This window comes from Brevibacterium moorei (genome assembly GCF_024580735.1).
Taxonomy (GTDB): domain Bacteria; phylum Actinomycetota; class Actinomycetes; order Actinomycetales; family Brevibacteriaceae; genus Brevibacterium; species Brevibacterium moorei.
In genome coordinates, this window is the sequence record NZ_JANIJX010000013.1 from 12,097 (window position 1) to 37,387 (window position 25,291).

The following is a 25,291-nucleotide window of genomic DNA, read 5'->3' on the forward strand; positions in this document are numbered from 1 at the left end:
CTGAACACTACGAGGGAATTCCGGCGCGGTGCGAACCGCGTCAACGAGAAAGAGGATTTACGTGCCTGACGTCAATTTCTTTGATGAACTGCGCATCGGCCTGGCCAGCGGTGAGGACATCCGCCGCTGGTCGCACGGCGAGGTCAAGAAGCCCGAGACCATCAACTACCGCACGCTGAAGCCGGAGAAGGACGGCCTGTTCTGCGAGAAGATCTTCGGACCGACTCGCGACTGGGAGTGCTACTGCGGCAAGTACAAGCGCGTGCGCTTCAAGGGCATTGTGTGCGAACGCTGCGGTGTCGAGGTCACCCGTGCCAAGGTGCGCCGTGAGCGCATGGGCCACATCGAACTGGCCGCCCCCGTGACCCACATCTGGTACTTCAAGGGTGTTCCGTCCCGGCTGGGCTACCTGCTGGACCTGGCGCCGAAGGACCTGGAGAAGGTCATCTACTTCGCCGCGTACATGATCACCTCGGTGGACGAGGATTCGCGCCACCGTGATCTGCCGACCCTGCAGAACCAGGTCGACGTGGAGAAGAAGCAGATCGAGAACCGGCGCGACGTCGACATCGATCGCCGCGCGAAGAAGCTGGAAGAGGACCTCAGGGCCCTCGAAGCCGAAGGGGCCACCAAGCCCCAGCGCACCAAGCTGGCCACGGCCGCGGAGAAGGAGATGGGCAATCTGCGCAAGCACGCGGATCGCGACATCGACCGTCTCGAGAAGGTCTGGGACCGCTTCAAGAACCTCAAGGTCAACGACCTCGAGGGCGATGAGCAGCTCTACCGCGACATGGTCGCCCGCTTCGGCATCTACTTCTCCGGCTCGATGGGCGCCGAGGCGATCCAGAAGCGCCTGCAGGAGTTCGACCTCGAGGCCGAAGCCGAGATGCTGCGCGAACTGATCAAGACCGGCAAGGGCCAGCGCAAGACCCGCGCCCTGAAGCGTCTGAAGGTCGTCAACGCCTTCCTGACCACGGACAACAAGCCCGAGGGCATGGTGCTCGACGCCGTCCCGGTGATCCCGCCGGAACTGCGGCCGATGGTCCAGCTCGACGGTGGCCGCTTCGCCACCTCGGACCTGAACGATCTGTACCGCCGCGTCATCAACCGCAACAACCGACTGAAGCGTCTGCTGGACCTCGGTGCTCCCGAGATCATCGTGAACAACGAGAAGCGGATGCTGCAGGAGGCTGTGGACTCGCTGTTCGACAACGGCCGCCGCGGTCGTCCCGTCACGGGTCCTGGCAACCGCCCGCTGAAGTCGCTGTCCGATATGCTCAAGGGCAAGCAGGGCCGCTTCCGTCAGAACCTGCTGGGCAAGCGCGTGGACTACTCGGGCCGTTCGGTCATCGTCGTGGGCCCGACCCTGAAGCTGCACCAGTGCGGTCTGCCCAAGACCATGGCGCTGGAGCTGTTCAAGCCGTTCGTGATGAAGCGCCTGGTCGATCTGAACCACGCGCAGAACATCAAGTCGGCCAAGCGGATGGTGGAACGCCAGAACCCGCAGGTGTGGGACGTGCTCGAAGAGGTCATCACGGAACACCCCGTGCTGCTCAACCGTGCGCCCACGCTGCACCGTTTGGGCATCCAGGCCTTCGAACCCAAGCTGGTCGAGGGCAAGGCCATCAAGATCCACCCGCTGGTCTGCTCGGCGTTCAACGCCGACTTCGACGGTGACCAGATGGCAGTGCACCTGCCGCTGTCACCTGAGGCCCAGGCCGAGGCCCGCATCCTGATGCTCTCGGCGAACAACATTCTGAAGCCCTCGGACGGCAAGCCCGTGACCATGCCCTCGCAGGACATGATCATCGGTCTGTTCCACCTGACCAGCGACCGGGACGACGTGCCCGGTATCGGTCGGGAGTTCACCGGCATCGCCGAGGCTCAGATGGCCTTCGACCGCGGGGAACTGGACCTGGGCGCGATCGCCAAGATCCGTCTGGGCGGCATCGTCCCGCCGGAGGGCACCGAGGTGCCCGAGGGCTGGACCGCAGGCGATCCGATCGTCCTCGAGACGACCCTGGGCCGCGCGCTGTTCAACGAGACGCTGCCGGCGGATTACCCGTTCGTCAACCGCACGGTGGACAAGAAGACCCTGTCCGGGATCGTCAACCACCTGGCCGACGCCTACGAGAAGATCATCGTCGCCGACACCCTGGACAACTTCAAGGCCGCCGGTTTCTACTGGGCGACCCGTTCGGGCCTGACCGTCGCGATGTCCGAGGTCGTGTCCCCGGCGTCGAAGGACGCCCTGCTGGAGGAGGCCGAGGCACAGGCCGCCGAAGTGCAGGATAACTTCGACATCGGCGCACTGACCGATGAGGAGCGCCGTGCGGAGCTGATCCGGATCTGGGGTGACACCACCAACAAGATCGGCAAGGCGATGGAGGAGAACTTCCCCCGGGAGAACTCCGTGTTCCGTCTGGTGGAGTCCGGCGCCTCCGGTAACTGGACGCAGGTCCGCCAGCTGGCGGGTATGCGCGGACTGGTGACGAACCCCCGTGGTGAGATCATCCCGCGTCCCATCAAGTCGAACTACCGCGAGGGCCTGTCCGTCCTCGAGTACTTCATCGCCAGCCACGGCGCCCGCAAGGGTCTGGCCGATACGGCTCTGCGTACCGCCGACTCGGGCTACCTGACCCGTCGTCTGGTCGACGTGTCGCAGGACGTCATCGTGCGCGAGGAGGAGACCCAGGACAAGAAGGGCATCACCCTGCCGGTCGCGCAGGAGGATGCAGATGGCAATCTGGTTCCCCACGAGTACGTGGAGACCAGCGTGCTGGGCCGCATCGCGGTGTCCGACATCGTGGACGCCGACGGCAATGTGGTGGTTCCCGCCAAGCACGAGCTCGGCACGGCGGAGATCGCAGCACTGGTCGCAGCCGGTGTCCGCGAGGTCAAGGTCCATTCGGTGCTGACCGCCGATTCGGACGTGGCCATCTCCGCGCAGCACTACGGCCGTTCGATGGCCACCGGCAAGCTGGTGGACATCGGCGAGGCGATCGGCACGGTCGCGGCCCAGTCGATCGGCGAGCCCGGCACCCAGCTGACGATGCGCACCTTCCACACCGGTGGTGTGGCGGAGGCCGGTTCCGGCGGCGACATCACGCAGGGTCTGCCCCGCGTGGCCGAGCTGTTCGAGGCCCGGACCCCGAAGGGCTTCGCCCCGATCGCCGAGGCCGCAGGCCGCGTGAAGATCGACGACACCCGCAAGACCCGTTTTGTCATCGTCACCCCGGACGACGGCGGCGAGGAGATCGAGCACGCAGTCGGTCGCCGCGCCCGCCTGAAGGTCCAGGAGGGCCAGCACATCAAGGCCGGCGAGCAGCTGACCGAGGGTGCTGTGGATCCGAAGCAGGTGCTGCGCATCCTGGGTCGCCGCAAGGCCGAGCAGTTCCTGGTCAACGAAGTGCAGAAGGTGTACCGCTCGCAGGGCGTGGGCATCCACGACAAGCACATCGAGGTCATCGTGCGGCAGATGCTGCGCCGTGTGACCGTGATCGAGTCCGGCGACACCAACCTGCTGCCGGGCGAACTGGTCGACCGCGGACGCTACCTGGCTGAGAACCGCCGGGTGGTGGCCGAGGGCGGTAACGCCGCCTCCGCACGTGATGAGCTGATGGGCATCACGAAGGCCTCGCTGGCCACCGAGTCGTGGCTGTCCGCCGCGTCGTTCCAGGAGACGACGCGCGTTCTGACCGAGGCCGCGATGGAGGGCAAGTCCGATCCGCTGCTGGGCCTGAAGGAGAACGTCATCCTCGGTAAGCTGATCCCGGCCGGTACGGGTATGCACCGGTTCCGCGATCAGATCGTCGAGCCGACCGATGAGGCGAAGCAGGAACTGTACTCGGCCGAGTTCAGCTCCATCTACGCCGGCATGGGCGATGGCGCGACCATTCCGCTGGAGGACTACGACTTCGACGGTATGGACGATATGTGATCGTCTGATCCGCTGAGGTCAGGGGCCGCACACCCATCGGGTGTGCGGCCCCTGTGCATATTCACCTGTCGGGACGCCCGGACACGTGGTTTCCCCGGAAACACGTCTTTATAGTGCCGTGTTCGCGGGGAAACCACGTGTCGGCTGTGTCGGGGCCTGTGGACGCGCGCACGACCGGTGCGTCGTGGGCCTGTGGACCGGCACACGTGTTCCACAGGGGACCCCACGGGGGTGGACGGCGCATGGGCACGGCGCCAGGCTCTGTGCCATGTTCAACACGTTCACGAGCGCTCAGGCCAGCGCACTGGGGATCCGCCCCGAGGTACTCCACACAGCCCAGTCCTGTTGCCTGTTGCGACAGTCCAGGGGCATCTACACGGTCCTCTATCCGTGCCGGGTCCATCCGGAGTTCGTCGGCCTGATCGATGATGAGGAATCCGTAACGCTGGCGCGCAGCCTCCGGGAAGACGGAACGAACACTGGGCGGGCGGCGCGCTTCTGGCGGTTGGCCCATATGGGTCTGATCACGGTGGCTCCGGGGATGCGGACCACGGATGTGGTCAGCCATGAGTCGGCTGCGCTGATCCGCTGTGTCCCGATCCTGCCGATGCGCCTGACCAAGGTGATGGTGAGCAACCCCGGACGATCCGAGACGCAGGCGGTGTGTCGGCGCCGCAAGCGCAGTGTGCCGGAGGGCTCCGTCGGACTGTGGCAGGGCCTGGCGGTGGCGACCGCGGCTCGGGCAGCACTCGAAATGGCGTCGGATGTCTCGGTGGAGGCGGGGGTGATCGCCCCCGACCACGTCATCCGAACCGCTGCGGACCCGGACTCCATGCGCGGTGTCCTGTTGGGCATGGTCGAGGCGGATGGGCGTTTTGCACGCAGTGCGAGGCTGGCGAGGTGCCTGGCCTGGGCGACCGGGTTGGCGGAGAGCCCGGCGGAGAGCCTGACGGTGGTTCGATTCGCGGAGTCGGGTAGCCTGCCCCGGTTGCGGCAGCAGGTGGAGATCTACGATGAGCACGGGCGCGTCATCGCGCGCGTGGACTTCCTGCTCGACGACGACAAGATCCTGGAAGCCGATGGCGCGGCGAAGTACAAGACCATCGCCCAGGGCGGCTACCGGAGGGACGGCGAGGACCCGCTGGAGGCCGAAAAGCGCAGGCAGTACGCGCTACAGGCACTGGGCTACGAGGTCCACCGGCTGATGTGGGCCGACCTCATCGACCCGGCGCGTTTCAGAAAACGGATGCGCCAAGCCAGAATCGTGCTGGGGCCCCGTGGAACTCGTCGTTCCTACGGAAACACGCGTCTATAGCCGCGTGTTCGTGTGCGAACCACGTGTTGTGGGCCGCCTCACCCCAACAACACCTGCAACTCATCCCACCGGCTGCGCGGAACGCGTTTGAGCTCCTTGACGGCATCGGCCATGCGCACATGCGCGATGTCGATCCCGCGCAGCGAAGCCATCTCACCCCAGCGGTGTTCGGTGGCCAGATCCACCGCCGCCAGACCCAGACGGGTGGCCAGCACCCTGTCATAGCCGGTCGGCGCGCCCCCGCGCTGCAGGTGGCCCAGGATCATCGAACGCGTCTCGATACCGGTGGCCTCCTCGATCAGCGGTGCCAGGTGGTTCGCGACCCCGCCCAGGCGCACCCGGCCGTGCTTGTCCAAGCCGGCCTCGGACACCTGGGAGTCCACGTCCTCGGGCACGAAGCCCTCCGCGACGACCACGATCGGGGCGCGCCCCCGGTCCTTGGCCGAACGCACCCATTCGTAGATCTGCGCATAGGACACGGGGAACTCGGGGATCAGGACCGCGTGCGCGCCGCCTGCCATTCCGGCATTGAGCGCGATCCACCCGACATTGCGGCCCATCACCTCGATCACCATGCAGCGGTGGTGTGATTCCGCGGTGGTGCGCAGGGAATCGATCGCGTGCGTGGCGATGGCCGCGGCCGTGTCGAAGCCGAAGGTGTAGTCGGTCCCGCCCAAGTCGTTGTCGATCGTCTTGGGCACCCCCACCACGGGCAGACCCTCATCGTCGGCCAGGCGCGCCGCCCCCGCCAGGGTGCCCTCGCCACCGATAGCGATGACCGCGTCCAGTCCGCGTTCGTCCATCACCTGCCGCATCCGCGCCGGCCCCCCGCCGGAGTACGGATGAGTGCGCGAGGTCCCCAGGATGGTGCCGCCGCGTCCGGAGATGCCGCGCACCGCATGTGTGTCGAGTTCGAACATGTCGTCCTCGAGCAGCCCACGCCATCCGTCGCGCAGCCCCATGAAGGAGTGTCCGTGGGCTCTTACGCCCTTGCGCACGGCGCCGCGGATCACGGCGTTGAGCCCCGGCCCGTCGCCCCCGGATGTCATGATGCCGATGTTCATGGGTGTGCTCATATTGCTCCTCCTGAGCCTCGGCCGACGGTTCCGGCCGGCGATTGGGTCGGTGCCCGGCTCAGCGCGTGAGCCGGCGCTTGTCCTCGGGTTCGAGCTTCACGGTGTGGCCGGCCATGACCGAGAATCCCTTGAGCACCAGAGTGCCCTGGGAACCATCGCCCTGCGCCGACTTGCGGATGGTGTTGCCGGCCATGATGTTGATCGTCTCGTCGACCACGCGCACCCCGGCCGGGACGAAGATGTCGTGCCCGCCCATGAGTGAGTACAGGTTGAGGGTCAGCAGCACGCCGGGGCCCATGACCTGGCGCAGGTGGATGTTCGACCCACCCATCAGCGCGTAATCGCTGAGCTCCGGGGTGCCCGCCTCGAGCTCCAGATCGCCGCCGCTGAGGATGTCGACCTGGTTGCGGGCGCGCCCGGCCCCCGGCAGCACGGGCAGGTTGTTCTCACCCGAGGTGGCCGGTGTGTGGCCGGTCCCCGGCACCTGCAGGCCGTGCCCGGCGCCGAGGCCCCCGCCGGCCGTCTGCGCCGTGTACCGGGCGTGCAACTCACGCCCCTCCGGGAGGTCGGCCAACAGGGCGGGGAGTTCGTCGATGTACTTCGCCCGCATCGCCCCGGTTTGGCGTTCGTCGAGTTCTCCGACGTCCAACCGGCCCGCGGCGTGGGCCAGCGCCAGCACATCGAGCACCGCATCGCGGTCGCTGTCCGCGGCGCGTACCCGCGGGGCCCGGTGTGCGGGTTCTTCGGCCGGAGTCTGTTCATCCACGTGTTCCAGCCTACGACACGTCCGCCCAGTTCACAGGTTCACAGACGCGGCACAGGCTGGACACACGCCCGGCCTCGCCGCGGCCGGGACCCTGATCCCATGACGATAGGCAAGAAGACGATAGAGACGAAGAAACTGTGGCTGAACCTCGGTGTCGTGGCGATGCTGCTGCTGGCCGCACTCGTGTACCTGTGGAATCTCACGGTCTCCGGCTACGGCAATGCCTTCTACGCCGCGGCGGTGCGCGCGGGTTCCCAGGACTGGACCGCGCTGCTGTTCGGCTCACTCGATGCGGCCAATGGGATCACAGTGGACAAGCCACCGGCGGCCTACTGGATACCCGCCCTGTTCGCCCGGATCTTCGGGTTCTCATCGTTTACCGTACTGTTCCCCCAGGCGGTGATGGGCGTGGCCACGGTCTGGCTGGTCTACTGCACGGTCGCGCGCACCAGCGGGCGGGCCTGGGGCCTGTTGGCGGGGCTGCTCATGACGCTGAGCCCCGTGGCCGTCATGATGTTCCGGTTCGACAACCCCGACGCGATGCTGACCCTGTGTCTGACCCTGGCCGCCTATCTGACGGTCCGTGCCATCCAATCGCCGCGGCGGGCCGACTGGTGGATGCTGGGCTGTGGCCTGATCATCGGTCTGGCCTTCCTGACGAAGATGCTGCAGGGCTTCATGACGCTGCCGGCTCTGGGCCTGGCCTTCCTCATCGCAGCCCAGGGCGGGTGGCTGCGTCGGCTCCGTGGTCTGGCCGTGGGCGTGGCGGGCCTCATCGTGCCGGTGGTGGCCTATGCCGGCGTGTTCTACGCCTGGCCCGAGGACGAACGCCCCTATATGGCCGGCACCGATGGCAATGACTTCTGGGAGTTGGTCTTCGGTTACAACGGGCTGGGGCGGATCTTCGGCGGTTCGGGCAACGGCGGTGGAGGCATGGGCGGGCAGTCCTCCGACGGCAACATCCTCATGAAGCTGTTCTCCCCGGGATTGAACGGCTCGAACACCAGTTTCGGCGGCTCCAGCGGCTTCCTGCGCCTGTTCAACACGGGCTTCGGCCCGGAGATCGCCTGGCTGCTACCCACCGCGGTCATCCTGCTGGTCGCAGGCCTCATCGCCACCCGCCGGGCCGTGCGCACCGACCCCAGCCGGGCCGCGCTCATCGTCTGGGGTGGCTGGCTGCTGGTCACGGTGGGGGTCTTCAGCTATATGGAGGGCACCATCCACCCGTACTACGTAGTGGTCCTGGCCCCGGCCATCGCGGGACTGACCGCGGTCGGCGCACAGGCGGTCCTGGCCCGAATCCAGGACGACGACCGCGCCTCCGCCACAGCCGGCGGCGAGGCCTCGCACGGGCACCATGCGGCCGCCGGCGGTCGAGGCTCCCGCGCCTTCTGGTACCGCGCGGGCCTGGGTGCGGCTGTAGCCGCCGGCGGGGCGAGCGCCTACTATCTGCTGGCGGTCAACGGCGCCACCTGGCTGCCCTGGCTGCGCTGGGTCCTGCTGATCGGTTCCCTGCTCGCGGCCATTGCGATCACGGTTGGACTCGACCAGTTGCGGATAGCGGGATTCAAACACATCGGCGCGGTGGTGCTGACCGCAGCACTCGTGTTCGGCGCCGGCGGCACCGCAGCCTGGTCCCTGGCCTCGGTCGGCAATGCGTACACGGGTTCCATCCCCGCATCCGGCCCGGCCGTGGCCGGAACCGGCACGGGCGGCGGTATGGGAGGTGGGATGGGCGGCGGCCCCGGCGGCGCGGGCGGGCAGAGCCAGAGCGAGCTGGTCGACCTGCTGCAGCAGACCACCACTACGTATTCGGCCGCCATGTCCGGGGCGACCAGCGCAGCGGAGTTGATGATCTCCTCGGACACCGAGGTGCTCGACATCGGCGGGTGGAACGGCTCCGATTCCTTCCCCACGCTCGATGAGTTCAAGCAGTTGGTGGCCGATGGCGAAATCGCCTATTACATCTCCGGCGGCCAGGGCGGCGGGCCCGGCGGGGGCAATGACGAGATCGCCGCGTGGGTCGCGGACAACTACTCCTCGACGACCGTGGGCGGCTCGACCGTCTACGACCTGACCCAGGCGAAGTCGTGAGCGACGACCGGGGCCGGCGCGCGGGGGCTGTGGGCGCCCGGCCCGCGGGGTTTCCGCAGGCTCAAAGCGAGGCCACAGTTTCAGCCAATGACCGCCATATCCGCCCGGAGTGTGATGAGAACATGGACACGACGAACAGCATGCAGACCGGCTATGCGGATGCGCCCCAGACCCTGAACGCCCTGGCAGACGGCGATGACGATCCACAGTTCACGAGCGGCCCTGTGCCGGCCCCCGGCAGACGGGGGAGTCGGACCACGGTGGACCTGGTCGTGCCCGTGTACAACGAACAGGCCCAGCTGGCGGACACGGTCTACACCCTGTTGGGTCTGACCGCGGAATCGGCGAATGACGTCACCATCGTCATCGCCGACAACGCCAGTACCGACCGGACCGGCCGGATCGGCGAGGACCTGGCGCGGCTGCAGCAGCGCGTGCGTTACGTCCGACTTGACCGGAAAGGGCGCGGCCGGGCGCTGAACCAGGTGTGGAGCGCCTCGCGGGCCGATGTCGTCGCCTATACGGACGTCGACCTGGCCACCGACATCCGCCTGCTCGATCCCATGGTTCAGGTGCTGGCCTCGGGGACCGCGGACGTGGCGATCGCCTCGCGGTTGTTGCCGGATTCCAATGTGGTGCGCGGCCCCAAACGTGAAGTCATCTCCCGCTGCTACAACCGGCTGCTCAAGCTGGGCCTGGACGTGGGGTATTCCGATGCGCAGTGCGGGTTCAAGGCGCTCAGCCGCAGGGCCGCCGATGCGCTCCTGCCCCATGTGAGCGACGTCAACTGGTTCTTCGACACCGAGGTCCTGACCTTGGCCCAGTGGGCGGGCCTGCGGATCCACGAATTCTCCGCGGACTGGACCGATGACCCCGACTCGTCCGTGGACGTGGTCGCCACCGCGTTCGAGGACCTCAAGGGGATGGCCCGGATGCGCCGGGACCTGCGGCGCTCGGCGATCTCGCTGGAGCGGATCTCCGCCGAGGTCGGTCGGCCGGCCGCCGTGCCGAACCTCGGTGCCCAGATCATGCACTTCGTGGACGTGGGCATCGTGTCCACCGTGACGTACTCGCTGGGCTTCCTGCTGCTGGGGATGTTCCTGGACGTCAACCTGGCCAACTTCACCGCACTGTTGGCTTCGGCGGTGCTCAACACCGCGCTCAACCGTCGGCACACCTTCGCCGCGCGCAATCCCCGCGGCAAGCTGGCCCACCACCTCAAGGGCCTGGCCGTATTCGCCCTGTGCTGGCTGTTGACCTCGGCCGCGATCCAGATGACGACCGGGCTGCCCACCGTGGCGGTGCTGGTGGCGGTGACCGTGGCCAATGTGGGCGCGACTGTGCTGCGCTTCGCGCTGCAGCGCCTCTGGGTCTTCGCCGACACACAGCGGCGAGCCTCCCGCCCCCGCACCGCGTCCCATTACGCGTCCCGCTCGGAGGGCGACTCGACGACACAGCCGAAGGAACACTGAGATGACACACACGACTCCCGCCCTGCACCTGGTTAGGGCCTATCTGGGGCGCGATCGGGTACACAGGACCGATCGCGCCCCGGGCGCGGACCACGGTCCCGAGTCGCGGACACCGGTCGCACGGGCACACCGGACGGGCCTCGGGACGTGGTGCCGCGGCCACTGGTACGGACTGCTGCTGGCCCTGCTGACCCTGGGCACTATGGGCGGTTACCTGTGCAACCTGAAGGCCAATGGCTGGGCCAACAGTTTCTACGCTGCAGCGGTCCAGGCCGGCAGTCAGAACTGGGAGGCGTTCCTCTTCGGATCCTCCGACGCGGCGAACGCGATCACCGTGGACAAACCCCCGGCCGCGCTGTGGTTGATGGAGCTCAGCGTGCGCCTGTTCGGCCTGGGCAGTGTGCAGATGCTCGCACCCCAGGTGGTGTTGGCGGGACTGGTCGTGCTCATGCTGGGCCGGTCAGTGCGGATCGGCCTGGAGGGGCTCGTCGGCGCCACCGCATCCCGCTGGGCGGGCCTGGCCGCGGGCGCGATCTTCGCCCTGACCCCGGTGGCGGCCCTCATGTTCCGGTTCAACAACCCCGACGCCATGTTGATCGCGTTGATGGCCGCCGCGGTGCTGTGCACGCAGCAGGCCGTGCGGTCCCTGAGCGGCCGCACAGCCCAGGACACATGCGCTGGGCGCGTCGGTCGACGGCTCGGTCGCAGGGCCCCTCCACCGGCGGGCCTCACCCCGCCGGGTGGTTGGCCCTGGCCGGCGTGGCCCTGGGCTTCGGCTTCCTGACCAAGCAGTTCCAAGTCCTCTTCATCGTCCCCGGCCTGGTCGCAGCCTGGCTGCTGGGCGTCTCCCTGCTGCCGCGTGTCATCCGGCCGGGTTGGACCCGCCGCCTGGGACTACTGGCCTGGCCAGTCACCACCATGCTGGTATCCGCAGGCTGGTGGGTCGCCCTGATCGAACTCCTGCCCGAGGACAAACGCCCCTATGTGGGCGGCTCGCAGAACAACTCCTTCCTCGAATTGACCTTCGGCTACAACGGCCTGGGCCGTCTGACCGGTGACGAGACCGGCAGTGTGGGACCGGGTGGGAACTTCGGGGAGACCGGCTGGAGCCGCTTGCTCAGCGGTTCCTTCGCCCTGCAGGGCTCCTGGCTCCTGCCCATCGCACTCCTGTCCGTCTGCGCGCTGGCCGCCAGCCTGGTCTCAATCGGCCGGGCCGCGAGGAAACAGGCCCTGGCCGAGGTCCCCGTTGGCACCACGACCCGGGCAGCTTTCGACGCGCAGGCCCTGACTGTCCCGGCGAAGACCTCGGCCGCTGGACGCCGTGGCGGACCGGTGACCCCCACCGCGCTCGCCGCCGGTTGGACTGCGCTCGTGGCCTGGGGTGGGTGGTTGCTGGTCACCTGGCTGGTCCTGAGCAATATGAATGGCATCGTCCACGAGTACTACACGGTGGTGTTGAGCCCGGCCATCGCCGCGTGTATCGCACTGGCCGTGCCGGTCCTGCTGGCACATCGGCGCATCTGGACCCACCCGGTGCTGGCGGTCGGCGCAGCCGGGACCGGGGCCTATGCCTTCTGGCTGTCGGCCTCGGTGTCCGGCGTGCCCGCCTGGCTGCGCTGGACGGTCCTGGGCGCCGGCCTGCTGGCGGGCGTGGTGCTGATCGTGCGGGGCCTGCCCGGTATCTCGCGCGGGCTGGGCCGGAGCCTGGCCGCCGTGGCACTGGTGGCCGGACTGGTGGCCGGGCTGAGCGTGCCGGCCGTGTTGACAGTCAACACGGTCAACGCCTCGGCCACGGGGTCTTTGGTGCAGGTTGCCGGAACCGGCGGGATGGGCGGTGGCCAGAGCGGGCCGGGCCTGGGCGGCCAGCAGACCGGCTCGCAGTCGGCCGCCTCACCGTCCGCTGATGGGACGGCACAGGGCTCACCATCCGGCGGGATGGGCGGCATGGGCGGTCTGCTCACGGGCAGCGAGCCCAGTACCGAGCTGAGCGAGTTCCTGGCCCAGGACGCCGGGGACTACACGTGGATGGCGGCCATCATCGGCTCCAACAACGCCTCGGGCTATCAACTGTCCACCGGGCAGCCGGTGATGGCGATAGGCGGATACAACGGCACCGACCCCTCGCCCACGCTGGCGCAGTTCCAGCAGTATGTGGCACAGGGGAAGATCCACTACTACATCGCCGCCAGTCATATGGCCGACGATGACGATACCGCATCCCGGATCGCCGAGTGGGTCGAACAGAACTACACCGCGCAGACCGTCGACGGGACGACCGTCTACGACCTGGGCGGGAATTGAGAAGCACGTTGGGCGCCCCTGCCGGGACTTCGGCCGCAGGGAGCGGAATCAGGCGCCGGGCGAGCCGCATAAGAGAGGCCTGGGGAACGATAATGGACACCGTGAACGGAACAGGAACACAGCACATGGCACACACAGACGGCACCCCGATGCGCATTCTGGTCGTCGACGACGAGTCGAACCTGGCCGAACTGCTGGCCATGGCCTGCACCGTGCAGGGCTGGCAGCCCACGACCGCGGGAACCGGGCGCGAGGCCGTCCGACTGGCCCGGATGGAACCCTTCGACGCCATCATCCTGGACGTTATGCTGCCCGACCTCGATGGCTTCGAAGTCCTGGCCAAGCTGCGCGGCGAGGGCATTGACACTCCGGTGGTGTTCCTGTCGGCCAGGGATTCGGTGGACGACCGCCTCAACGGTCTGCAGCTGGGCGGGGACGATTATGTGACCAAGCCCTTCAACCTCGAAGAGGTGATGGCCCGAGTGGCCGCTCGGCTGCGCCGGACGGGTACCCTGCCCGAGGACGAGTCCGGTGTCCTCAATGTGGGCGACCTGCAGCTCAACGAGGCCAGCCACGAGGTCAGCCGCGACGGTACGCCGATCGACCTGACTGCGCGCGAATACGAGGTCCTGTTGCTGTTCATGCGCAATCCGCACGTGGTATTGACCAAGGCGCAGATCCTCGACCGGGTGTGGGACTACGACTTCGGCGGCAATGGCAATATCGTCGAGCTCTACATCTCCTATCTGCGCAAGAAGATCGACGCGGTCGTCCCCGACAAGCCCTCGATGATCCAGACCAAGCGCGGTGCAGGCTATATGCTGCGGGAGGTTTGATGGAGTCCGATTCCCCGGCACCGAACCGGGGACGGCCAACGGGGATTCCTCCGAAGCCGGCCTTTCCGCCTCCCGCGCCAAACGGGCAGGCAGCCGGCCAGGCAGCTGCGCCGCCAAACGGTCAGGCAGCCTCGCCGTCAACCGGCCCGGCAGCCTCGCCTGCTGCGGGCTCAACACCGCGCCGCGGAATGCATCCGAGCCTGCGGGCCAGGCTGATTCTGACGACCCTGAGCGTGCTCGTGGTGATCGGCGTGGGCATCGGGCTGGCCTCCGTGCTGACCGTGCGGGCCTCGTTGATGGGCAACCTGGACGAACAGCTGCGGACCACGGCCGAGAGCGCCCAACACGGCCCCGGCGGGGGAGCGCGTTCCGATGGCGGAGTCGGTGGCACTTCGGGCGGTCCGACGGCTGCGGCGACGGCGTCCGGCAGTGCGGCGGCCCAAGGCGAGCTGCCGGCGGAGTACCGCCGGTGGCTGCGCTTCCTCGACATGCCGGGTCAGGGCGATCGCACCATCGCCATGGTGACCGATGGGTCGACCGCGATCGGCATGATCACCCGGGCCGAATACGGTGCGCCGCAGTCCCTGGAGGAGGCGGACGCACGCAGTCTGATCGGTTTGAACGCCGACGAAGCCGCGCACAGCATCTCCCTGCCCACCCTGGGCAGTTATCGCGTTATGACCTTCGACCAGCAGGGCCTGCGCGTGACCTACGGGATTCCGCAGGACGGCGTGGACTCCGCACTGCGCACCACGGGGGCGTGGACGGCGGGTGCCGTGGGCATCGGCCTGGTGGCCGCCGGGCTGGCCGCCGGCCTGGTGATCTCCCGGCAGCTCCGGCCGCTGCGCCAGGTGGCCCGGACCGCGCGCGAGGTCGCCGGCCTGGATCTGAGCCCCGGCGGCACGGCCGTGGAGGTGCGGGTCCCCCAACCCCTGGTGAAGAACGGCACAGAGGTGGGGGATGTGGCCGCGGCGATGAATGCGATGCTCGGCAATGTCGACGAGGCGCTGGCGGCCCGGTACCGTTCGGAGCTGCAGATGCGCAGGTTCGTCGCCGATGCCTCGCACGAACTGCGCACGCCGCTGACGACGATCCGCGGCTATGCGGATCTGACCAAACCGCTGCGCTCGCAGTCCCCGGCTCAGGTCGCGCAGGCGCTTGAGCGGATCGACGCCGGGGCGCTGCGGATGTCCGGCCTGGTCGACGATCTGCTGCTGTTGGCCCGGCTGGATGCCGGACGCGAACGGGTGCAGACAGCCACCGTGGATCTTTCGGAGCTGCTGATCGAGATGGTGGGCGATGCCCACGCCACGACTGCCGACCACGACTATTCCCTCGAACTGCCACCCGAACCGGTCGAGGCCCTGGGTGACCGGTCGCGGATCGTGCAGATCGTGGCGAATCTGCTGACGAACGCCAGGGTCCACACCCCGCAGGGCACACATATCACCGTGAGCGCCGAACGAATCGGGGAACAGGCAGTGGTGCGGGTCGCCGACGACGGCCCGGGGATCGATCCGGAGTTGGGCGAGAAGATCTTCGACCGTTTCGCCCGCGGGGACCAGCAGCGCGCCCGTTCCAACGAGGCCCAGGTCCAGGGTGGGTCCTCCGGCTTGGGACTGGCGATCGTGAGGTCGCTGGCGCGGGCCATGGGCGGAGACGTGTCGGTGGCCTCGAGCCCGGCCGGCGCCGTATTCACCGTGGAATTGCGCGCCACGAGCTGAGGCGCACAACGCCGCAGGGGCGGATCCATGTGGATCCGCCCCTGCGGCGTGCCGTGGTCGAGCGCGGCTCTCAGCTTTCAGCCGCTGCGGTCTCCTGGCTGCCGGTGCTGTCATTCGAGGTGTCGGTCGCGCCGGCGTTCGCGCCGTCTGCCTGCTGGGCTCCGGGGCCACCCGAGGTGTAGCCGGCGTCCTGCAGTGCGCTGAGCACGGTGTCGTATTCCATGTCGAGCGCCGTGGCCAGCTGTGCGGCCATCGGATCCTCACCGGAACCCGTGCCGGAGGAGTCGCTCGAACCCGACTGGGCGCCCTGGGGCGGCTGCGCCTGGGCGGTCGAGTCCGTGGACGATCCGGCCTGCCCGGTCCCCGCGGACCCGGAGCCCTGCCGGCCGCCTGCCTGACCGCCGGGGGCGCCGTCGGCGGGCCGTGCGGACTCGACTGTCTGGATCGCCTCGGTGACCTTGTCCTCGGTGGTGTCCAGGGCCGTGGCCAGAGCCGCGGTGTCGATGCTGGAGAACGGGCTCTGTCCGCTCTGGCCGGCCGCGGAATCCTGCGCGCCGGACCCGGTTTGTGACTGGGATGTCGAATCGGCGGTGTCGGCCGTACTCGTGCAGGCGGCCAGCCCCACTCCGCCGAGTCCGACAGCCAGTGCGACTCCGACCGATGTCAGAAGCCGGCGCGGGGTGATCTTGTGTGCCCGTTCCTCCGCCTCGTGGCGGGACTTGCGCCGTGCCCGGTTCTCCGTTGCCGTCGAGTGTTTCTTTTCCTTGGGTGCCATTGTCTTCTCCTGCCCGTGTGGTTCGACGGTTCAAGATTCGCCGCCGTCACCATGCGGCTCATTTGCAGAGGATGTACCTCAGCTGTGATCTGTCGGCACCGGTCCTCCCACTGTAAGGAACCGGCGGGCTCCCCGCGAGCCGGCGTCCTTCGGCGGCTGCCAGGCGGCGCGCGGCTTTTCACAGCTGTGGCATAGAAACGGCATAAGCACGCTCCAGGGCCGACGACCATGCTGATTCCATCAGGTCGAAACCGGCGCTTGCCGGATCGGAGGAGGAACAGCGATGAGCAGTAACCAGAACGAGAACCCGCAGGATCAGTACGCGGCCCGGCCCGGGGCCACTACCGGCGGGCAGAGCGGAGACAGTCGCCTGGGACGGGGCGACGGCCTGCCGGGAGCGACCGGGCCGACGCTCCCGACCGGGCCGACGCTCCCGGCGGGGCCAGCGGGGCCGGCGAGTGGAGCGGAGCGTGCGGAGGGCGCACCGGCGCCCTACTATCCTCCGCAGCCAACAGCCGGACCGGCGGGAAGGCCCAAGCGCACGATCGGCCTGACCCCGGCGATTGCGGCGGGCGTCGGCCTGCTGCTGGTCGGGGGAGTGGCCGGCGGGGCGATCGGCGCGGCCGCAGCGGGTTCGTCCTCCGGTGGTTCGAGCCAGATGGGCGGTCCCGGCGGTGGCCAGGGAGGACCCGGTGGCGGTGGCCAAGGGGGCCCCGGCGGCATGGGTGGGAGCCAACAGGGCTCATCCTCGTCCTCGGGCGGGCAGAGCGGACACCAGGGCACCGCTCAGCAGGGCGGTCAGTCCGATTCGAGCGGTGGCACCACCTCCTCGGGTTCCGCGGGCGGGCCCACCGGCCAGTCGGCCGAAGAGCAGACGAGCCTGAGTCGCTATCTTGGGCAGGTCGAGAACGCCACGGTGGCCACTGTCCGAAAGGTCGGAGGCAACCTCGCCGATGCTGCGAGCTGGGCCGTTTGAGGGACTGGGGAGACGACCGCGCGCCGGTACACCCGAGCAGGTGTACCGGCGCGCCCGTACTGTGACGACTTCCACAAGATTGCCCTCTGCCAATCGTTTGACCGCCGGGGCGCGGGCGGTCTACTCTGGAAAGGACTGATTTCGATCAGCCATGTTCGCGTGCTCGCATGCGAACGATGTGGTCCCCGGTGTTGGAATTCGCGGTGTTATATCCGCCCGACACACCCGACCTCGGGTGCACAGGGACCGCGTACTTACTGCGATCGGGCAGGCAGCTTCACCCGATCGCATGGGACATGTTCGCACCAACGGTCGGCGGGCTCCGCCTGTTACCGCGGTGAGGACTTAGGAATATCGAGAAGCAACTGGAGAACACTTAAGTGCCTACCATTCAGCAGCTGGTCCGTAAGGGCCGGCACGACAAGGCCGCGAAGAACGCGACGCCTGCCCTGAAGGGCAGCCCGCAGCGCCGCGGTGTCTGCACCCGCGTTTACACCACCACCCCGAAGAAGCCGAACTCGGCACTGCGCAAGGTCGCTCGTGTCAAGCTGTCCTCGCAGATCGAGGTCACGGCGTACATTCCGGGTGAAGGCCACAACCTGCAGGAGCACTCCATCGTGCTCGTGCGCGGTGGCCGTGTGAAGGACCTCCCCGGCGTCCGCTACAAGATCATCCGCGGCACCCTCGATACGCAGGGCGTCAAGGGCCGCCAGCAGGCCCGCAGCCGCTACGGAGCCAAGAGGGAGAAGAAGTAATGCCTCGTAAGGGACCCGCACCCAAGCGCCCGGTCGTCATCGACCCGGTCTACAACTCGCCGATCGTCACGCAGCTGATCAACAAGGTCCTGCTCGACGGCAAGCGCTCCACCGCCGAACGCATCGTCTACGGTGCACTCGAGGGCGTGCGCGAGAAGAGCAACAACGATCCGGTACAGCAGCTGAAGAAGGCCCTGGACAACATCCGTCCGGCCCTCGAAGTCAAGTCCCGCCGCGTCGGCGGCGCGACCTACCAGGTCCCCGTCGACGTCAAGCCGGGCCGCGCCACCACGTTGGCCCTGCGCTGGCTGGTCGGCTTCTCCCGGCAGCGCCGCGAGAAGACCATGACCGAACGCCTGATGAACGAGATTCTCGACGCGTCGAACGGCCTCGGTGCCGCTGTCAAGCGCCGTGAGGATACGCACAAGATGGCCGAGTCGAACAAGGCCTTCGCACACTACCGCTGGTAATCCTCGGTTATACCCGGCGGGCCTGCGGGCCCGCAGGCCCGCCGGGGCCAGAAGCTCTAGACACGAGAGAGAGACACCGTGGCACTTGCAGTGCTCAAGGACCTCAACAAGGTCCGCAATATCGGCATCATGGCCCACATCGATGCCGGTAAGACCACCACGACGGAACGAATCCTGTTCTACACCGGTGTGAACTACAAGATCGGCGAAACGCACGATGGCGCTTCGACGATGGACTGGATGGAACAGGAAGCAGAGCGCGGTATCACGATCACGTCGGCCGCGACGACCTGCTACTGGAAAGACAACCAGATCAACATCATCGACACCCCCGGGCACGTCGACTTCACCGTTGAGGTGGAGCGTTCGCTGCGTGTGCTCGACGGTGCTGTCGCCGTGTTCGACGGCAAGGAGGGCGTGGAGCCCCAGTCGGAGACCGTCTGGCGCCAGGCCGACAAGTACGATGTCCCCCGCATCTGCTTCGTCAACAAGATGGACAAGCTGGGCGCGGACTTCTTCTTCACCGTGCAGACGATCGTCGATCGCCTGGGCGCGAAGCCGCTGGTGATGCAGGTGCCGATCGGCGCGGAGAACGACTTCCGCGGCGTCGTCGACCTGGTCGAGATGAAGGCATACGAATGGCCCGAGGTCTTCCCGGAGGATCACGACGAGTTCCACGCCAAGAAGGGCGATGAAACCCGCGGTCAGCTGGAGATCGAGGTGCCGATCCCCGAGGACATCGCGGACAAGGTCGAGGAATACCGTACGAAGCTCGTCGAAGACGTCGCCGAAGCCTCCGATGAGCTCATGGAAGCCTACCTGGAGAACGACGACCTGACGCTCGAGCAGCTCAAGTCCGGCATTCGTCACCTGACCGTGAACTCGGAGGCCTACCCGGTCTTCGCCGGTTCCGCGTACAAGAACAAGGGCGTTCAGCCCATGCTCGACGCGGTCATCGACTACCTGCCGACCCCGCTGGACGTCGGCTCGGTCATCGGTCACGACCCGAAGGACGAAGAAGTCGAGCTCACCCGTGAGCCCTCGACCTCCGAGCCCTTCTCGGCTCTGGCCTTCAAGGTCGCCACGCACCCGTTCTTCGGCACGCTGACCTATGTCCGCGTGTACTCGGGTGAGGTCAAGCCGGGCGAGCAGGTCCTCAACGCGACCTCCGGCAAGAAGGAGCGCATCGGCAAGCTCTTCCAGATGCACTCCAACAAGGAGAACCCGGTGGAAGAGGCCGTTGCAGGCCACATCTACGCCTTCATCGGGCTCAAGGACACGACGACCGGCGATACGCTGTGCGACGCGTCGAACCCGATCTCGCTGGAGTCGATGACCTTCCCCGAGCCCGTGATCTCCGTGGCCATCGAGCCCAAGACCAAGGGCGACCAGGAGAAGCTGTCCGCGGCCATCCAGAAGTTCGTGAAGGAAGACCCGACCTACAAGGTCGAGTTGGACCCCGAGACCGGCCAGACCGTGATCTCCGGCATGGGCGAGCTCCACCTGGACATCCTGGTGGACCGCATGCGCCGCGAGTTCAAGGTCGACGCCAACGTGGGCAAGCCCCAGGTGGCCTACCGCGAGACCATTCGCCGCAAGGTGGAGAAGCAGGACTACACCCACAAGAAGCAGACGGGTGGATCCGGCCAGTTCGCGAAGGTCCAGGTCACGATCGAGCCTCTCGAGGTCGAAGGCGATACGATCTACGAGTTCGACAACCAGATCACGGGTGGCCGCGTTCCGCGCGAGTACATCCCGTCGGTCGATGCGGGCATCCAGGATGCCATGCAGGTCGGTATCCTGGCCGGTTACCCGATGGTCGGCGTCAAGGCGACGCTGGTCGACGGTGCCTACCACGACGTCGACTCGTCCGAAATGGCCTTCAAGATCGCCGGCTCCATGGTCTTCAAGGAAGCCGCGCGCAAGGCCAGCCCCGTTCTGCTGGAACCGCTGATGGACGTTGAGGTGCGTACGCCCGAGGAGTACATGGGCGACGTCATCGGCGACCTGAACTCGCGTCGTGGCCAGGTGCAGTCGATGGAGGACGCCTCCGGCGTCAAGGTCGTCAAGGCACTGGTCCCGCTGTCCGAGATGTTCGGCTACATCGGCGACCTGCGGTCGAAGACCCAGGGCCGTGCGGTGTACTCGATGCAGTTCCAGAGCTATTCCGAGGTCCCGAAGGCAGTTGCCGACGAGATCATCCAGAAGACCCGCGGCGGAGAGTAATCTCCCCGTTCGCCGGCCGGGGGAGTGGTCCTCCGGCCGGCACCGACAGAAGAAACACGGTGGCGGCCCGCAACCCAGCGGGCCGTGCCATCCACGAGGAGGAACCCAGTGGCAAAGGCTACCTTTGATAGGAACAAGCCGCACGTCAACATCGGTACCATCGGTCACGTTGACCACGGTAAGACGACTCTGACCGCGGCAATCACCAAGGTACTGGCAGACAAGTACCCGGATCTGAACGAGGCCAAGGCCTTCGATCAGGTCGACAACGCTCCTGAGGAAAAGGAGCGCGGCATTACCATCAACGTCTCGCACGTTGAGTACCAGACCGAGAAGCGTCACTACGCTCACATCGACGCCCCCGGTCACGCCGACTACATCAAGAACATGATCACCGGCGCCGCCCAGATGGACGGTGCGATCCTGGTCGTCGCCGGCACCGATGGTCCGATGCCGCAGACCCGCGAGCACGTCCTGCTGGCTCGCCAGGTTGGCGTTCCCGCCATCGTCGTCGCGCTGAACAAGGCCGACATGGTCGATGACGAAGAGCTCCTCGACCTGGTCGAGATGGAGGTCTCGGAACTGCTCGAGTCGCAGGAATTCGATCCGGAGTCCCCGATCGTCCGCGTCTCCGCTCTGAAGGCCCTGGAAGGCGACCCCAAGTGGGTCAAGTCGGTCGAGGACCTGATGGAAGCCGTGGACAACTTCATCCCGGAGCCCGTCCGCGACACCGACAAGCCCTTCCTGATGCCCGTCGAGGACGTCTTCACCATCACCGGCCGCGGCACCGTCGTGACCGGTCGTGTGGAGACCGGCATCCTGCTGCCCAACGAGGAAGTCGAGATCGTCGGCATCAAGCCGGAAACCTCGAAGACCACCGTCACGGGTATCGAGATGTTCCGCAAGCAGCTGCCCGATGCGCGCGCCGGTGAAAACGTCGGCCTGCTGCTGCGCGGCACGAAGCGCGACGAGGTCGAGCGCGGCCAGGTCGTCGTGAAGCCGGGTTCGATCACCCCGCACACGCAGTTCGAGGGCCAGGTCTACGTCCTGTCCAAGGACGAGGGCGGGCGTCACAACCCGTTCTACTCGAACTACCGCCCGCAGTTCTACTTCCGCACGACCGACGTCACCGGCGTCATCACGCTGCCGGAAGGCACCGAAATGGTCATGCCGGGCGACAACACGGACATGTCCGTCGAGCTGATTCAGCCCGTCGCCATGGACGAGGGCCTGCGCTTCGCGATCCGCGAAGGCGGCCGCACCGTTGGTGCCGGCCGTGTCACCAAGATCAACAAGTGATCATCAGGTGATTGCGGCGGGGGAGACCCCGTAGGCACGAGGGGCCCCGGAACCGATTGGTTCCGGGGCCCCTTGCATGTACTGTGACGGGAATCCCACAGCCGATTTTCAGGATCGGCTTGTGGCCCCCTGAACGGATGTGCCATACTAGACGAGTTGCGTTTTGGGCCCCAGACCCCTGCACTGCGGCATTCGTGTCGCGAACGGCCCAGAACAGTCCGGAAGGAATCTGCAATAGCGGGTTCGCCTGTACCGGACAACACAGATTGAGTTATGCGTGTTTTCACCCGGTAGGGCAGGCGACACGCCCGACCGCGGGGGTCGGTCAATTCAGCCGGCACAGACCGCGTGATCCGAACAGGACCGCGGTTGATGGCCGGGAAGAACTAAAGATGGAGTTACGACGCCATGGCGGGACAGAAGATCCGCATCCGGCTCAAGTCGTACGACCACGCGGTTATCGACAGTGCTGCACGTAAAATCGTGGACACCGTCACCCGCGCTGGCGCTACGGTTGTGGGCCCCGTGCCGTTGCCGACCGAGAAGAACGTGTACTGCGTTATCCGGTCGCCGCACAAGTACAAGGACAGCCGTGAGCATTTCGAAATGCGCACGCACAAGCGTCTGATCGACATTGTCGACCCCACGCCGAAGGCCGTTGACTCGCTCATGCGCCTCGACCTGGCCGACGATGTCAACATCGAGATCAAGCTCTGAGGGGGAAGCAGTAATGGTGAACACTCGTTCCAAGCCTCTCCCCACCACCCGCAACGTCAAGGGCCTGCTGGGCATCAAGCTCGGCATGACCCAGGTGTGGGATGAGAACGCTAATCTCGTTCCCGTGACGGTCATCCAGGCCGGCGGCAACGTTGTCACGCAGGTCCGCAACGAAGACGTCGACGGCTACACCGCCGTGCAGATCGGCTTCGGGGAGATCGATCCGCGCAAGGTCAACAAGCCGACCGCCGGTCACTTCGAGAAGGCCGGGGTCGCCCCGCGCCGCCACCTCGTGGAACTGCGCACGGCCGACGCCGCCGAATACTCGCTGGGTCAGGAGCTCTCCGTGGAGACCTTCGAAGCCGGCGTGAAGGTCGATGCGACCGCGAAGACCAAGGGTAAGGGAACCGCGGGCGTTATGAAGCGCCACGGTTTCAAGGGTGTGGGTGCATCCCACGGTGCCCACCGCAACCACCGCAAGCCCGGTTCGATCGGCGGCGCTTCGACGCCCAGCCGTGTGTTCAAGGGTATGCGGATGGCCGGTCGCATGGGCAATGCCCGTCACACCACCCAGAACCTCACGATTCACGCGGTGGACGTTGAGAACAACCTGCTGCTCGTCAAGGGTGCCGTCCCCGGCCCCAAGAAGGGCGTTGTCCTCATCCGCACTGCTGCGAAGGAGGCCTGAGTTACATGACTGAGACCAAGAACATCGACGTGCTCGACCTGGCCGGCAAGAAGTCCGGTTCCGTCGAGCTGCCCGATGCCGTGTTCGGTGTGGCGACCAATGTGCCGCTGATCCACCAGGTCGTCGTCGCCCAGCTCGCTGCAGCGCGCCAGGGCACGCACAAGGCCAAGACGCGCTCGGAAGTGCGCGGCGGTGGCAAGAAGCCGTACAAGCAGAAGGGCACCGGTAACGCCCGTCAGGGTTCGATCCGTGCGCCGCAGTACGCCGGCGGTGGCATCGTCCACGGGCCGGTGCCGCGCGACTACTCGCAGCGGACCCCCAAGAAGATGAAGGCCGCCGCACTGCGCGGTGCCCTGTCGGACCGCGCACGCCTCGACCAGGTGTTCGTCGTGACCGGCCTGGTGGAGGGCGACAAGCCCTCGACCAAGCAGGCACGCGTCGCCCTCGAGCGTCTGTCGGACCGCAAGAACAAGCTCGTCGTGGTCGAGCGTTCCGATGAACTGACGCAGCTGAGCGCCCGTAACCTCTCCGACGTTCACGTCCTGTCCTTCGACCAGCTCAACACGTACGACGTGCTGATGGCCGATGACATCGTGTTCACGGAAGGTGCGTTCAACGCATTCCTGGCGTTCAACCAGGGCGCCAAGGCTGACAACGCCAAGAGCGAGGAGGCCGCCAAGTGAGCTCCGTACGTGTGAAGGACCCCCGCGACATCATCGTCGCACCGGTCGTTTCGGAAAAGTCCTACGCCGGGATGGACGAGGGCAAGTACACCTTCGTCGTCGACCAGGCCGCGACCAAGCCGGAAATCAAGTACGCAATCGAATCGATCTTCGGTGTGAAGGTCAGCTCGGTGAACACCCTGAATCGTCAGGGCAAGCGCCGCCGCACCCGGACGGGTTGGGGCAAGCGCAAGGACACCAAGCGTGCCATCGTCGCCCTCAAGGACGGTTCGATCGACATCTTCGGTGGATCGCTCTAAGCGAACCTCCTCGTTGAAGAAGGATTAAACATGGGAATCCGTAAGCACAAGCCGACGACACCGGGCCGCCGTGGCTCGTCGGTCGCCGACTTTGCCGAAGTGACTCGTTCCACGCCGGAAAAGTCGCTTCTCCGTCCCCTCCCGAAAAAGGGTGGACGTAACTCGCAGGGCCGTGTCACCGTCCGTCACCAGGGCGGTGGACACAAGCGCCAGTACCGCGTGATCGACTTCCGTCGTCACGACAAGGACGGCGTGCCGGCAAAGGTCGCTCACATCGAGTACGACCCGAATCGCACGGCTCGTATCGCGCTGCTGCACTACGCCGATGGCGCCAAGCGCTACATCATCGCGCCGAACAAGCTGGCGCAGGGTGACACCGTCGAGGCCGGTCCGGAAGCGGACATCAAGCCCGGTAACAACCTGCCGCTGCGCAACATCCCGGTCGGTACCGTCATCCACGCAGTCGAACTGCGTCCCGGCGGCGGCGCCAAGATCGGTCGTTCGGCCGGTGCATCCGTGCAGCTGGTCGCCAAGTTCGGCAAGTATGCGCAGCTGCGCATGCCGTCCGGTGAAATCCGCAACGTCGACGCGCGCTGCCGCGCGACCGTGGGCGAAGTGGGCAACGCCGAACAGTCGAACATCAACTGGGGCAAGGCCGGCCGCATGCGCTGGAAGGGCAAGCGCCCGACCGTCCGTGGTGTGGTCATGAACCCGATCGACCACCCGCACGGTGGCGGCGAGGGCCGGACCTCGGGTGGTCGCCACCCGGTCAGCCCGTGGGGCAAGCCGGAAGGCCGTACCCGCAAGCCCAACAAGGAAAGCGACAAGCTCATTGTGCGTCGTCGTCGCACCGGCAAGAAGCGTTGATAGGGAGCCTCA

Annotated in this window: 21 protein-coding genes; 18 read left to right on the plus strand and 3 right to left on the minus strand. The window is 66.8% G+C overall.

Annotation, left to right across the window (positions count from 1 at the left end):
* The first annotated feature begins 61 nt into the window (after positions 1-61).
* Together NQ034_RS09545 and NQ034_RS09550 are read left to right on the plus strand one after the other, a co-directional pair.
* A complete protein-coding gene (locus tag NQ034_RS09545; RefSeq protein ID WP_257048532.1) occupies positions 62-3,940 on the plus strand; it encodes a DNA-directed RNA polymerase subunit beta' in 3,879 nt (1,292 codons plus the stop codon).
* 268 nt (positions 3,941-4,208) lie between these two features.
* A complete protein-coding gene (locus NQ034_RS09550) occupies positions 4,209-5,255 on the plus strand; it encodes a putative endonuclease domain-containing protein (protein WP_257048534.1) in 1,047 nt (348 codons plus the stop codon).
* Positions 5,256-5,293: 38 nt separating this feature from the next.
* On the opposite strand, the gene NQ034_RS09555 is transcribed toward NQ034_RS09550, so the two are convergent.
* Both NQ034_RS09555 and NQ034_RS09560 read right to left on the minus strand, forming a co-directional pair.
* The gene (locus NQ034_RS09555; RefSeq protein ID WP_257048630.1) at positions 5,294-6,319 is read right to left on the minus strand and encodes an ATP-dependent 6-phosphofructokinase; all 1,026 of its coding nucleotides are present in this window, start codon (positions 6,317-6,319) and stop codon (positions 5,294-5,296) included.
* Between the two features lie 70 nt (positions 6,320-6,389).
* The gene (locus tag NQ034_RS09560; RefSeq protein WP_257048535.1) at positions 6,390-7,097 is read right to left on the minus strand and encodes a DUF1707 SHOCT-like domain-containing protein; all 708 of its coding nucleotides are present in this window, start codon (positions 7,095-7,097) and stop codon (positions 6,390-6,392) included.
* Between the two features lie 99 nt (positions 7,098-7,196).
* Between NQ034_RS09560 and NQ034_RS09565 the strand changes: the two genes are divergently transcribed.
* The 6 genes from NQ034_RS09565 to NQ034_RS09590 all read left to right on the plus strand — a co-directional run bounded on the left by NQ034_RS09565 (position 7,197) and on the right by NQ034_RS09590 (position 15,524).
* Positions 7,197-9,191, plus strand: coding sequence for a glycosyltransferase family 39 protein (locus NQ034_RS09565; protein ID WP_257048536.1), 1,995 nt, complete (start codon positions 7,197-7,199; stop codon positions 9,189-9,191).
* A 122-nt stretch (positions 9,192-9,313) separates the two neighbouring features.
* Complete coding sequence (locus tag NQ034_RS09570) at positions 9,314-10,663, plus strand: glycosyltransferase (RefSeq protein ID WP_257048537.1); 1,350 nt, start codon at positions 9,314-9,316, stop codon at positions 10,661-10,663.
* Position 10,664: 1 nt separating this feature from the next.
* Positions 10,665-11,447 (plus strand): ArnT family glycosyltransferase, encoded by a 783-nt coding sequence (locus tag NQ034_RS09575; RefSeq protein WP_257048538.1) that lies wholly within the window; start codon positions 10,665-10,667, stop codon positions 11,445-11,447.
* On the plus strand, positions 11,336-12,964 hold the full coding sequence (locus tag NQ034_RS09580; protein ID WP_257048539.1) for a mannosyltransferase YkcB-related protein: 1,629 nt from the start codon (positions 11,336-11,338) through the stop codon (positions 12,962-12,964). Before NQ034_RS09575 ends, NQ034_RS09580 begins: the two co-directional genes overlap by 112 nt.
* A 125-nt stretch (positions 12,965-13,089) precedes the next feature.
* A complete protein-coding gene (locus NQ034_RS09585; RefSeq protein ID WP_257048540.1) occupies positions 13,090-13,800 on the plus strand; it encodes a response regulator transcription factor in 711 nt (236 codons plus the stop codon).
* A gap of 188 nt (positions 13,801-13,988) precedes the next feature.
* On the plus strand, positions 13,989-15,524 hold the full coding sequence (locus tag NQ034_RS09590; protein WP_257048541.1) for a sensor histidine kinase: 1,536 nt from the start codon (positions 13,989-13,991) through the stop codon (positions 15,522-15,524).
* Between the two features lie 70 nt (positions 15,525-15,594).
* On the opposite strand, the gene NQ034_RS09595 is transcribed toward NQ034_RS09590, so the two are convergent.
* Positions 15,595-16,299, minus strand: coding sequence for a hypothetical protein (locus tag NQ034_RS09595; RefSeq protein ID WP_257048542.1), 705 nt, complete (start codon positions 16,297-16,299; stop codon positions 15,595-15,597).
* A 283-nt stretch (positions 16,300-16,582) separates the two neighbouring features.
* Here NQ034_RS09595 and NQ034_RS09600 point away from each other — a divergent pair, with 283 nt between their 5' ends.
* From NQ034_RS09600 to rplB, 10 genes are all read left to right on the plus strand, one after another.
* Positions 16,583-17,275, plus strand: a complete 693-nt coding sequence (locus tag NQ034_RS09600; RefSeq protein ID WP_257048543.1) for a hypothetical protein — start codon at positions 16,583-16,585, stop codon at positions 17,273-17,275.
* 380 nt (positions 17,276-17,655) lie between these two features.
* The gene (gene rpsL / locus NQ034_RS09605) at positions 17,656-18,030 is read left to right on the plus strand and encodes a 30S ribosomal protein S12 (protein WP_257048545.1); all 375 of its coding nucleotides are present in this window, start codon (positions 17,656-17,658) and stop codon (positions 18,028-18,030) included.
* A complete protein-coding gene (gene rpsG / locus NQ034_RS09610; RefSeq protein ID WP_257048546.1) occupies positions 18,030-18,500 on the plus strand; it encodes a 30S ribosomal protein S7 in 471 nt (156 codons plus the stop codon). The genes rpsL and rpsG overlap by 1 nt, the downstream gene beginning before the upstream one ends.
* A gap of 78 nt (positions 18,501-18,578) precedes the next feature.
* The gene (fusA, locus tag NQ034_RS09615; protein WP_257048547.1) at positions 18,579-20,726 is read left to right on the plus strand and encodes an elongation factor G; all 2,148 of its coding nucleotides are present in this window, start codon (positions 18,579-18,581) and stop codon (positions 20,724-20,726) included.
* Between the two features lie 108 nt (positions 20,727-20,834).
* Positions 20,835-22,025 (plus strand): elongation factor Tu, encoded by a 1,191-nt coding sequence (gene tuf, locus NQ034_RS09620; RefSeq protein ID WP_257048548.1) that lies wholly within the window; start codon positions 20,835-20,837, stop codon positions 22,023-22,025.
* A 408-nt stretch (positions 22,026-22,433) separates the two neighbouring features.
* On the plus strand, positions 22,434-22,742 hold the full coding sequence (gene rpsJ, locus NQ034_RS09625) for a 30S ribosomal protein S10 (RefSeq protein ID WP_009379191.1): 309 nt from the start codon (positions 22,434-22,436) through the stop codon (positions 22,740-22,742).
* Between the two features lie 13 nt (positions 22,743-22,755).
* Positions 22,756-23,430, plus strand: coding sequence for a 50S ribosomal protein L3 (gene rplC / locus NQ034_RS09630; protein WP_257048550.1), 675 nt, complete (start codon positions 22,756-22,758; stop codon positions 23,428-23,430).
* 5 nt (positions 23,431-23,435) lie between these two features.
* Positions 23,436-24,113, plus strand: a complete 678-nt coding sequence (gene rplD, locus NQ034_RS09635) for a 50S ribosomal protein L4 (protein WP_257048552.1) — start codon at positions 23,436-23,438, stop codon at positions 24,111-24,113.
* A complete protein-coding gene (gene rplW / locus NQ034_RS09640; RefSeq protein WP_257048553.1) occupies positions 24,110-24,412 on the plus strand; it encodes a 50S ribosomal protein L23 in 303 nt (100 codons plus the stop codon). Before rplD ends, rplW begins: the two co-directional genes overlap by 4 nt.
* Positions 24,413-24,442: 30 nt before the next feature.
* A complete protein-coding gene (rplB, locus tag NQ034_RS09645; protein WP_257048554.1) occupies positions 24,443-25,279 on the plus strand; it encodes a 50S ribosomal protein L2 in 837 nt (278 codons plus the stop codon).
* The last annotated feature ends 12 nt before the right edge of the window (positions 25,280-25,291 follow it).

Excerpts from the sequence above, each read along its gene's own strand:
- NQ034_RS09565 (WP_257048536.1), top strand. The coding sequence starts at position 7,197 with ATGACGATAGGCAAGAAGACGATAGAGACGAAGAAACTGTGGCTGAAC.
- NQ034_RS09585 (WP_257048540.1), top strand. The coding sequence starts at position 13,090 with ATGGCACACACAGACGGCACCCCGATGCGCATTCTGGTCGTCGACGAC.
- rpsG (WP_257048546.1), top strand. The coding sequence starts at position 18,030 with ATGCCTCGTAAGGGACCCGCACCCAAGCGCCCGGTCGTCATCGACCCG.
- rplC (WP_257048550.1), top strand. The coding sequence starts at position 22,756 with ATGGTGAACACTCGTTCCAAGCCTCTCCCCACCACCCGCAACGTCAAG.
- NQ034_RS09575 (WP_257048538.1), top strand. The coding sequence starts at position 10,665 with ATGACACACACGACTCCCGCCCTGCACCTGGTTAGGGCCTATCTGGGG.
- NQ034_RS09580 (WP_257048539.1), top strand. The coding sequence starts at position 11,336 with ATGCGCTGGGCGCGTCGGTCGACGGCTCGGTCGCAGGGCCCCTCCACC.
- NQ034_RS09600 (WP_257048543.1), top strand. The coding sequence starts at position 16,583 with ATGAGCAGTAACCAGAACGAGAACCCGCAGGATCAGTACGCGGCCCGG.
- NQ034_RS09570 (WP_257048537.1), top strand. The coding sequence starts at position 9,314 with ATGGACACGACGAACAGCATGCAGACCGGCTATGCGGATGCGCCCCAG.
- NQ034_RS09590 (WP_257048541.1), top strand. The coding sequence starts at position 13,989 with ATGCATCCGAGCCTGCGGGCCAGGCTGATTCTGACGACCCTGAGCGTG.
- NQ034_RS09595 (WP_257048542.1), bottom strand. The coding sequence starts at position 16,299 with ATGGCACCCAAGGAAAAGAAACACTCGACGGCAACGGAGAACCGGGCA.
- NQ034_RS09550 (WP_257048534.1), top strand. The coding sequence starts at position 4,209 with ATGTTCAACACGTTCACGAGCGCTCAGGCCAGCGCACTGGGGATCCGC.
- rplD (WP_257048552.1), top strand. The coding sequence starts at position 23,436 with ATGACTGAGACCAAGAACATCGACGTGCTCGACCTGGCCGGCAAGAAG.
- rplB (WP_257048554.1), top strand. The coding sequence starts at position 24,443 with ATGGGAATCCGTAAGCACAAGCCGACGACACCGGGCCGCCGTGGCTCG.
- NQ034_RS09555 (WP_257048630.1), bottom strand. The coding sequence starts at position 6,319 with ATGAACATCGGCATCATGACATCCGGGGGCGACGGGCCGGGGCTCAAC.
- rpsJ (WP_009379191.1), top strand. The coding sequence starts at position 22,434 with ATGGCGGGACAGAAGATCCGCATCCGGCTCAAGTCGTACGACCACGCG.